Source organism: Limimaricola cinnabarinus LL-001 (genome assembly GCF_000466965.1).
GTDB classification, from domain to species: domain Bacteria; phylum Pseudomonadota; class Alphaproteobacteria; order Rhodobacterales; family Rhodobacteraceae; genus Limimaricola; species Limimaricola cinnabarinus.
On the sequence record NZ_BATB01000152.1, the window covers coordinates 1 to 1,407 of the forward strand.

A 1,407-nucleotide genomic window follows, 5' to 3' on the forward strand; every position below is an offset into this window, starting at 1 on the left:
CATTTTCAGCCATAGCTCGCCATCACGAGTGACGCCGAGGGCGACATACACCGCCTTGTTCTTCACTGTCCGGCTGTCGGCGTCACGGATCTTCACGCGCAGCGCGTCGAAGATCACGATCGGATACATCCGCTCCAGTGCCCGGCTCTGCCATTCCCGAACCTCGTCCAGAACGGCGTCGGTGACGCGACTGATCAGGTCGGGCGAAACCTTCAGGCCATAGAGATCGAGCAGATGGGTCTGGATGTCCCGGACCGTCAGCCCGGCTGCGTAGAGCCCGATGATCTTGTCATCCATCCCGTCGATCCGGGTCTGGCCTTTCTTCACCAGTTCCGGCTCGAAGCTGCTGTCGCGGTCGCGGGGCACCGCTACCGGCATCTCGCCGTCCTGCCCCTTCAGCACCTTGGTCGAGGCACCATTCCGGCGGTTGCTCTGACCCGGTGGAGCTTCCTCGCCCTCTTCATAGCCAAGATGCGCCGTCAGCTCGGCGCCGAGCATTCGCTCCATGAGCCTGATCTTCAGCTCTTTCATCAGCCCGGCCTCGCCGAGCAGGTCCTCAGGGCGCTCTACGCCCTTCAGAAGTTCGTCCAGCAGTTCCTTGGAGATCGTCATGCATGCTTCCTTTCGAAGAAGCATGGACCGGATCACTCATACACAGAAGATCTGACACTCTCATGCGCGCTGGTCGCTGGACTTTGTCCATGACCAGTTCGCCAACGGTCAGCGCTTTTGGGTGCTGAATGTAGTCGACGATGTTACCCGCGAATGCCTCGCTGCGATCCCGGATACCTCGATCTCGGGGCGCCGTGTGGCCCGTGAACTGACGACCCTGATCGAGCGCCGCGGCAAACCCGGCATGATCGTCTCTGACAGCGGAACGGAACTGACCTCGAACGCCATCCTGCGGTGGCGTTCAGAGCACCGGATCGAATGGCACTACATCGCGCCGGGCAAGCCAATGCAGAACGGCTTCGTGGAGAGTTTCAACGGTCGGATGCGCGACGAGTTGCTCAACGAGACCATGTTCCGCAATCTGGCCCATGCGCGGATCGTGATCACCGCCTGGGCAACCGACTACAACACCGAGCGCCCGCATTCGGCCTTGGATTACCGGACCCCAGCCGACTACGCGCAGACCCCGACCACCGCAATCGCCCGCCCCGCTGCGCGAGATGAAAGCTCCGCGCGTCGGGCGATTGCTCAACCCGCGCCAACCGGCGTAAATACCAACCGGGCTCCGGTCGCGCCTGGATGAAAGTTCAGTGGCAGGTCAGGACGAGGACGCCCGGGAGCACTGGCTGTCGATCGAGGGCAGCCTGCTGGAAATGCTACGCAAATCGGCGCCGAGAGAACTCGACGCCGTGCGTGGCGATATTTTCGCTGAAGTTGGTTGCGGGAGCAGGATTT

General features: G+C 61.9%; 1 protein-coding gene and 1 pseudogene. One reads left to right on the top strand and one right to left on the bottom strand.

Annotated features, from left to right (window positions below):
- Nucleotides 1–612: IS256 family transposase (locus MBELCI_RS18805; protein WP_200861307.1), on the bottom strand; the 612-nt coding region annotated here is incomplete at its 3' end.
- A 67-nt stretch (nucleotides 613–679) separates the two neighbouring features.
- Between MBELCI_RS18805 and MBELCI_RS18810 the strand changes: the two are divergent.
- Nucleotides 680–1,255: pseudogene (locus MBELCI_RS18810) on the top strand (integrase core domain-containing protein); the annotation flags it as partial.
- Between the last annotated feature and the right edge of the window lie 152 nt (nucleotides 1,256–1,407).